At 63.9% G+C, this 8,626-nt stretch carries 5 protein-coding genes; all 5 read left to right on the top strand.

Annotated features, from left to right (window positions below):
• Nucleotides 1-272 precede the first annotated feature (272 nt).
• Nucleotides 273-839 carry a sigma-70 family RNA polymerase sigma factor gene (locus ACFE65_RS16985; RefSeq protein ID WP_375383545.1) on the top strand — a complete coding sequence of 189 codons (567 nt, stop codon included), beginning with the start codon at nucleotides 273-275 and terminating at the stop codon, nucleotides 837-839.
• 213 nt (nucleotides 840-1,052) lie between these two features.
• Nucleotides 1,053-2,933, top strand: a complete 1,881-nt coding sequence (locus tag ACFE65_RS16980; RefSeq protein ID WP_375383544.1) for a glycoside hydrolase family 15 protein — start codon at nucleotides 1,053-1,055, stop codon at nucleotides 2,931-2,933.
• Nucleotides 2,934-3,176: 243 nt separating this feature from the next.
• Nucleotides 3,177-4,325, top strand: a complete 1,149-nt coding sequence (locus tag ACFE65_RS16975) for a hypothetical protein (protein ID WP_375383543.1) — start codon at nucleotides 3,177-3,179, stop codon at nucleotides 4,323-4,325.
• A gap of 369 nt (nucleotides 4,326-4,694) precedes the next feature.
• Nucleotides 4,695-5,471 (top strand): spermidine synthase, encoded by a 777-nt coding sequence (locus ACFE65_RS16970; RefSeq protein ID WP_375383542.1) that lies wholly within the window; start codon nucleotides 4,695-4,697, stop codon nucleotides 5,469-5,471.
• Between the two features lie 148 nt (nucleotides 5,472-5,619).
• A partial coding sequence (locus tag ACFE65_RS16965) for a class I SAM-dependent DNA methyltransferase (RefSeq protein ID WP_375383541.1) occupies nucleotides 5,620-8,626 on the top strand: 3,007 nt, incomplete at its 3' end.

The raw sequence follows: 8,626 nt of genomic DNA, 5'->3' as shown, positions 1-8,626 counted from the left end.
CAGCTTCGCAGTCGCCTGATCAAGCCGTCATGCGCCAACCCCGTGAGCAGTTACGGTGACGGAGCTGTGCCGCAAGCATGGCATGTCGAGCGCAATCTACCACCGCCGCATACTCCTCGCCGGGGTGTCAAATGCTTGCCGATTTGCATACGCTGTAGGTTGAAGACCGGGAGCAATGGCATCTGGTTCGGCAGCGGCGGTGATCCACGGCTTCGGAGTCGGTCCGCAATCCTTAGCTTTGCGCAGGTGCAGCGACGCGGTAAGCCGGAAAGGTGCTCGCCCCCTTTTCTAATTCCGTAGATGATCGTGAGCAGCTGGCCGCTCTGTTGTACCAGGTCGCGGAAGGGGATCGAGCCGCCCTGGAGACGCTCTACCGACGAACATCCGCTAGGCTCTTCGCTGTCTGCCGCCGGGCACTGGGCGATGGGCATGACGCGGAAGAGGCCTTGCAGGACGCCTATCTGGCCGTTTGGCAACGTGCCGGCAGTTACTACCCATCGCGTGGCTCCCCGACGGCTTGGCTGGTCGTCGTCGCGCGGCATTGCGCCATTGACCGTCTGAGGTCACTGCGCCGGTCGCCTACCGTGCCGATCGAACTCGCAGCCGAGACGGCCGATGATCGACCAAACGCGTTCGACGCTGCGAGCGCCGACCGCAACGATCGCCGACTGCACGAGTGCTTGAAGGAGCTCGCGGCCGGTGATCGCGCGTTCATCGCGGCAGCATTCTTTCAGGGCGAAACTTATTCTACTTTGGCAACCCGGGAAGCCTTGCCTCTCGGCACCGTGAAGAGCCGAATCCGCCGGGCGCTTTCCAAGCTGCGCGCGTGCCTAGAGTAAGAACCATGTTACTCGGTTGTTTAGCAAGTGTTTCACACAAGCCGATATTCGACGCTCCCGTCGCGCTCTCCAGCGATCGCCGTCTTCCATATAGCTCGATAAACGCCGTAGCTATTGCTGATCGCCGAGCGGAACGGCGAAGCCCTCAGGTATCAGTCTGCCTCCATCAAGAAGGCAGGTGCGGGAGGTGGCCTGCTCGTTTAGGTTCAGGTAATGAAACTAGCTGACATTCATCTAAATGCTGGGTCCGCCAGCGACAAACCTGCCGCATCCCGTCGCTTCATCGAAGACTATGCGCTGATCGGGTCGACAGAGGCGGCGGCGCTGGTCCACCGTGACGGCGCGATCGAGTGGCTGTGTCTGCCCGCGTTCGACTCCGATGCGATCTTCGCCTCCCTTATCGGCACGCCCGAGCATGGCAGCTGGCGGCTCAGTGCGATCAATCCCGATGCCCGCATCTCGCGCCGTTACCTGCCCGACACCATGATCCTGGAGACAACGATCGAGACCGCGGGCGGCAAAGCCGTCGTATGCGACTTCATGCCATCGCCGGCGGACGGCGGTACGCACGAACTCATCCGGATCGTGCGCGGCGTCGAGGGCTCCATGGAGCTATGCACCGAACTCAGGCTGCGGTTCAACTATGGCGCATGGCTGCCCTGGGTCGAGCGCAAGGAGGGGATGATCTACGCGGTCGCCGGGCCCGACGCGGTGCGTCTGAGCAGCAGCATTGATCTCACAAATGTCGACTTTGCCACTCAAGCCGAGTTCACCGTCACCGCCGGCCAGACGCTGGCGTTCGCGCTCGAATACTACCCGTCGCACATCGCCCCGCCGCTTCCCCGGGACCCGTTCGCACTGTTGCGTCACTCGGAGGCGGGATGGCGTCGGTGGGCGTCGGCGTGCACCTACGACGGGCCGTATGCGGACACGGTCCGGCGCTCGCTGCTGACGCTCAAGGCGCTGACCTATGCCCCGACCGGCGGCATCGTCGCGGCGCCGACCACCTCGCTTCCCGAAGTGCCAGGCGGCGTGCGCAATTGGGACTACCGTTACTGCTGGCTGCGGGACGCGGTGCTGACGATCTATGCGCTCACCGGCTCGGGCTACCATGACGAGGCGAGCGCGTGGCGATGGTGGCTGATGCGCGCCGTCGCGGGCGCGCCGGACAAGCTGCAGATCATGTACGGCCTGCGCGGCGAGCGGCGGCTGACAGAGGTCGAGCTCGATCATCTGCCGGGCTATGAGGACAGCCGTCCGGTGCGGGTCGGCAATGCGGCGCACGATCAGCTCCAGCTTGACGTCTATGGCGCCGTGCTTGCCGCCTTCGATGGCGCGCGACGCGGCGGTCTGCCGGACATGGACGTCGTCTGGCCGCTCCAGCGCGCGATCGCGACCCACCTGCTGGATTTGTGGCGACAGCCGGACTCCGGGCTGTGGGAGGTGCGCGGCCCGCCACGGCACTTCGTCTATTCCAAGGTGATGTGTTGGCTGGCATTCGACCGCATGGTCGCGAGCGCAGAGGACTTTCACCTCGACGGCCCGATCGACGACTGGCGCACCGCCCGCGACGCGATCCACGCCGACGTGTGCGAGAAGGGCTTCGACAAGGCGAGCAACAGCTTCGTCCAACATTACGGCGCCGATCGCGTCGACGCGGCGCTGCTGCAACTGCCGACGCTCGGCTTCCTGCCCGCCGACGATCCGCGCATCCAGGGGACGATCGCCCGGATCGAGCGCGACCTGCTCGTCGACGGCGTCGTCTACCGCTATCTGACCGACGGAACGGACGGCGACGGCCTGCCGGGTCGCGAAGGCGCCTTTCTGGCCTGCAGCTTCTGGCTGTGCGACGCCTATACCGTCTCCGGCCGGCTGGACGAGGCGACGGCGTTGTTCGAGCGACTGCTCTCCTACGGCAACGATCTCGGATTGTTCGCCGAGGAGTACGACCCGGCGACTTGTCGCCAGCTCGGCAACTTTCCCCAGGCGTTCAGCCACTTCGCGCTCGTCAACTGCGCGCACACCCTTGCGGGAGCTGCCAGCGGCATGGCCGCCCATCTCGCGAGCGACGCGGGAGAGGTCCCGTTACCGTGAGAAGCTGTTAAGCCAAGCTGGTTCGCGATCAAAAGAACTCAAAAGGGCGTTCGAGGGTTTGTCGGCGGTCTTTGGCTCCGGAGATCCGCTCACCTCATCGATCCGACAGAGTGAAGGCCCCCGTTGCACAGCATGGGCGGGACGGCTCTGGGCAACCAGCTATCGCCGGAAAAGGAGGGTGCTCCAGAGGCGTCCGATGATCGACACGGAACGTATCAAGAAGGTGATCGACGAACGTCTTCTTTGAACGACCTGGGCAGCCGCAGCTTGCGCCGGGTTCGTGGCTTGGCTCTGATCGGCTGCATTCTGCTGCCTGGCGTGGCGCAGGCGCACGTGAAGTGGTTTTGCGGGCCGATCGACGGCTCGCTTCCTCCAGCACCGCTCGGGCAGGTTTTGTCACCGCTCTACTTCACCTGCCTTGTCGGGTTCACGGCACTGGTTGCGGTTGGAGGCGGTTGCGACGCGCTCATCGCCCGGTTCATGCCCGGATCGGCGACCGTCAGCCCGCGAAGCGACATCATCGTGGATGTGCTCGTGCGGGTCGCGGTGGCGATCTATGCAGTTTGCCTGTGGCGCGATCTCGCAGTCGTGCTCTGGGCCGACGATGCAACCGGGTCTGTTTTGACGCCGGAGATGGTCGACAAGGACCGCCTCGTCGGACTGCTGCAACTCTCGATCGCAGGTATGGTGCTGGTGCCGCGACTGTCGCTGCTGGCCGGCGGCGGGCTTCTCACCCTCTACGCAATCGGCGTGGCGCGGTTCGGCCTATTCTACATGATCGACTACCTGTTTTTCGTCGGTCTCGCGGTTTACATCGCGCTCGGACAACCGGTGATGCGGCACCGCCTCGGCCTGATGTCCTGGCGCGTCTCGATCCTCACCGGCAGCCTAAGCCTGAGCCTCATGTGGACGGCGGTGGAGAAGTTTCTGTTCCCGCAGTGGACCATCGCCGTCCTGTTGCGTCATCCCGGCGTGACGGCCGGCTTCCCCTTTCCGTCCGTCGCTACCATCGCCGGCTTCGTCGAGTTCAGCCTCGCCTTCTACCTGCTAGTCGGGCGCGCCGTCCTCGTCCGGATCGCCGCGGTAATTTTCTCGTTCGTCTTCATCATGGCAATGCCGGAGTTCGGCATGGTCGACGTCGTCGGCCATATCCCCGTCCTCGTCATCTTCGCCGCGACCTTGCTGCAGGGCGAGACCCATCTTCAGCGCTCGTTTCGCGGGCCGGTATCGAGCATATCGGGATCCGCAGCGTCGGTGATTGTCCGCTACGTCGCCATCTTGGCGACGTTGATGTCGTTCTACTACGGACTGCATGCCGCGTCGGTCTGGGCGCAAGGAAAGCCCGTGCGAGTCAGCCAGCCGTCGCCAGCAAGCGCGCAAAGGGTCCGTTGATCCCACCTCCATAACCGCAACGACCGGGCTGGTCAGCGACAGCCCCTTCCAGCGCAGGTGAAGCGCGTCGTAGCGGGGTGCGCTGGTCTTGGTGCCAGTCATGTGGAAGCCGGTTACCGAGCCCGAGGCGTTACATCAGCTCGACGAACGTATCGAACCCGCGTGCAGCCCCTTGCTACTCTGCGACAAAGTGAGCAACGTCGTCCGGCAGCTGGCATCCGCCGCTATGGCGACGACGCATCTGTCAGATCTCAGGAAAACTATGGGTCATCTTCGAACCGCTAACAAGCGGCTTAAACGTGCTTTGCTGGCAACGGCACGCCGCAGAAAACTGGACGCCACCATACCGACGCCAGCGACGTTTGCGGCTTGGAAGCCGAACTGACGCAGGATCTTGCGCTCCGCGACGAGGCTCAGAGTGACGGCGCCGACGCGTTAGATGAACTGATCGACACGGCTCCTGTCGGGAACGGCGGTCATTTGCGGCTTCTGCGCCGCGGCGCGGCCTACTCGATCCAGCTCGGTGACGACGAGTTGATGGGCAGCGAAGCCGCTGAGTCAGAGCAGGCTCTGGCGCACCTGACGATTAACCGCATGAGGAAGCAGCGCGACCGCGTCCTGATCGGCGGCTTGGGCATGGGCTTCACCTTACGCGCAGCCTTGGCAGAACTGCCCTCGAACACCGCGATCGTCGTCGCGGAAGTGGTGCCCAAAGTGCTGGGGTGGGCACGAGGTCCGCTCGCCCACCTATTCGGCGACGCGCTCGACGATCCGCGGCTGACCATCGAAGTGGGTGACGTCCACGATGTCATCATCGCCTCGCCGGGTGGGTTCGACGGGATCATGCTGGACGTCGACAACGGCCCCGATGGCTTCATCGACGTCGCCAACGATCGCCTGTACTGCAATTGGGGCCTGCGCGCTTCCTACACCGCGTTGCGGCCCGGCGGCGTGCTGGCGGTCTGGTCGGCGTATGATGATCCCGCCTTCCTTGCCCGACTAAACAATGCAGGATTTTTGGCTGAGGAGATCAAGGTCAACGACCCCGGCAGGGAGGAACGTGGGCCTTACACGATCTGGATCGCCCGTCGGCCCGACCAGGAGCGCGGGGCCGGCCTAACCGCCGCGGAGGGGCATCAGGTCTGAGAAGACCCACAAATGGTCATTCCGAGCGGCCTAAGCCCTCCCCGAAACTGGACGCTCGTTCACCGACGCAATTGTCCGCTGGGTGCGGCTGCCGCTGTTGCCTCTGACGGTGTTGCTCAAACGGCTGCCCCCACCCTAAGGTACTCGCATGGGGGAATCTTCTGACGTCGAGCAGTTCATTGCGCAGTGGCGGGACACAGGTGGATCGGAGCTCGCGAACACGCAAAGCTTCATCAACGGCCTATGCCGGCTCATCGGGGTGGAGCCGCCGCACGGCAGTCGCACCGACGATGCCCAGAACGACTATGTCTTCGAGCGACGCGTGTTCCAGGACAATGGCGATGACACCGTCAGCTTCGGCCGGATCGACTGCTACAAGCGAGGCGCGTTCATCTTTGAAGCCAAGCAGGGAAGCGAGGCCGATCGCGCCGCGGCCGAGCGCGGCGAGGACGATCTCGACCTATTCGGCCAGACCGCATCGGTGCGCCTGAAGCGCGGCACTGCGCGGCGCGGCACGCCTGGTTGGGCGAAAGCGATGGTGCAGGCAAAGGGCCAGGCCGAGCGCTACGCTAAGGCGCTGCCGACGGACCACGGCTGGCCGCCGTTCCTGCTCGCGGCGGATATCGGCTACTGCATCGAGGTCTATGCCGACTTCTCCGGCACGGGGAAGTCGTACGCCCAGTTTCCCGATCGCTCGCGCTACCGGATCATGCTCAACGATCTGCGCGATCCGGAGGTGCGCGAGCGGCTGGCGGCGATCTGGGACGCGCCCGCCAGCCTCGATCCCACCGCGCGCGCAGCCCGCGTCACGCGCGATATAGCGGACCTGCTCGCCACGGTCGCCCGCCGGTTGGAGAAGCGCGGCCACACGGCCGACCGCACGAGCGGCTTTTTCATGCGCCTGCTCTTCACGATGTTCGCCGAGGACAGCGGGCTGATCCCGGAGAAGAGCTTCACCAACCTGCTCAAGAACCAGCGGACGGCGCCGCAGCATCTGGAGCACCAGCTCGCCGCCTTGTGGGCGGCGATGGACGCGGGCGAGTTCTCGCCCGCGCTCGGCGTGCCGGTCGCCAAGTTCAACGGCTATCTGTTCAAGGATCGCACCGCCATCCCGCTCGACGCCGAGGAGTTGGAGGTGCTGATCCAGGCGGCCGAGCATCGCTGGACGGAGGTTGAGCCCGCCATCTTCGGCACGCTGCTGGAGCGTGCGCTCAACCCCAAGGAACGCGCCAAGCTGGGCGCCCATTACACGCCGCGCGCCTATGTCGAGCGGCTGGTCGGGCCGACGATTATCGAGCCGCTGCGCGCCGACTGGGCCGGCGTACGCGTCGCCGCGTCAGAGCTGATCGATCAGGGCAAGGCCGAGGAGGCGCGCCGCACGGTGGAGGCCTTCCACACCCGGCTCGCCCAGACCCGCGTGCTCGATCCCGCCTGCGGCACGGGTAATTTCCTCTATGTCGCGATGGCGCGGATGAAGGAGCTGGAGGGCGAGGTGCTCGACCTCCTCGTCGACCTCGGCGACGACCAGTATCTCGCCGAGTTGACCGGCCATACGATCACGCCGGAGAACTTCCTGGGGATCGAGATCAACCCACGCGCCGCCGCCATCGCGCAGCTGGTGCTGTGGATCGGCTACCTGCAGTGGCACTTCCGCGTGAACGGCGCCGACCGTCCACCGCCCGAGCCGATCCTTCGCGACATCCGCACCATCGAGACCCGCGACGCGCTGATCGAATATGACGAGCGCGTGCTGGAGCGCGATGCGTCCGGCGCGCCCGTCAGCCGCTGGGATGGCGAGACGATGAAGCCGCATCCCGTTACCGGCAAACCGGTGCCGGACGAGGTGGCGCGGGTGGAGGTCTACCGTTACGTCAAGCCGCGCCGGGCGACGTGGCCGAAGGCCGACTTCATCGTTGGAAACCCGCCGTTCGTGTCGAGCAGAGAAACGCGAGAGCTGCTGGGCGACGGCTACGCGAATGCCTTAAGGACTGCATTTCCTCGTATTCCCGGCAACGTTGATCTCGTCATGTACTTCTGGAGCGAGGCAGCTCGATGCGTCCGGGCAGGTGCTCGTCGGTTTGGCCTCATCGCGACCAGCCGCATGAGAATGGAACAGAACCGTGAGGTTACAGCCAAAGCGCTGGGAGACGATCTCGAAATCGTTCATGCAATCCCCGATCACCCCTGGGCAGGGAAGGAGGCCGATGCAGGTGTGCGTGTGGCATTCACGGTCGTGGCTGGAGCGGGCCACGCGTCAAAAATGCTTCTGACCAGCCCCGATCACGACAATCCTAAGGCGCGGGTGCCAGACGGTACGGTTCTGGATCAAAGCGACCTAATCGCTTCGCGCCGGGCTGTCATTTCCGCTGATCTATCCCCGTCTGTTGACACTTCGACTCTAAAGGAACTTAGGGCGTGGGATCGCATCGTACATGCGGGTATGAAGCCCTATGCACGATCGCTGATCCTAGGTGATGGCGAGGCGAGACAGATTTTCTCTGACGAGGAGCAGCTTAACAAGTATGCGCCGTTCTATCTGAATGGACAGGACGTAGCTCGACGGGCTCGTGGCGCTCGGGTCCTGGACTTCAACTCTTTTGACACAGAGCAGGGGGTCAGGAACGCGTCCGAGCCAGCTTATCAGTATCTGCTAAACCATACCAAGCCCGAGCGCAGCCAAGAGCGCAATCCTCGTCTTCGGAATGAATGGTGGCGCTTTGAAGCGTCTCGTGAGGAACTTAGGGCAGGACTAAAAGGCATTGTCTATTACATCGCTACTGTCGAGAATTCACCCACCCGCTACTTCGTTTTCCTAAGTTCAAAAACTCTCCCTGACCAGAAGCTGCGGTGCATTGCGAGCGACGATTCATATGTTCTCGGCGTTATGAGCTCGCGTTTTCACGCTCTCTTTTCTTCCCGCCTTGGCGGACGTCACGGCGTTGGGAATACGCCGGTCTACAACACGAAATGCGCGACGGCTTTTGCATTCCCCGCTGACGCGCCCGACGATCGCAAGGCTAAGATTCGAGAGGAAGCCGAGGCCCTCGACGCGCTTCGCAAGCGAGTGATGGCGGAGCATGCCGACCTGACTCTCACCAAGCTGGGCACCCCCAATAACCCTGGCGTCATCCGGCCGAAGGTGATTCACTGCGCCT

The organism is uncultured Sphingomonas sp. (genome assembly GCF_964237335.1).
Taxonomy (GTDB): Bacteria; Pseudomonadota; Alphaproteobacteria; order Sphingomonadales; family Sphingomonadaceae; genus Sphingomonas.
Note: the sequence above shows the minus strand (reverse complement) of the source record. Positions and strands in the feature narration are given on the sequence as shown.

Excerpts from the sequence above, each read along its gene's own strand:
- ACFE65_RS16980 (WP_375383544.1), top strand. The coding sequence starts at position 1,053 with ATGAAACTAGCTGACATTCATCTAAATGCTGGGTCCGCCAGCGACAAA.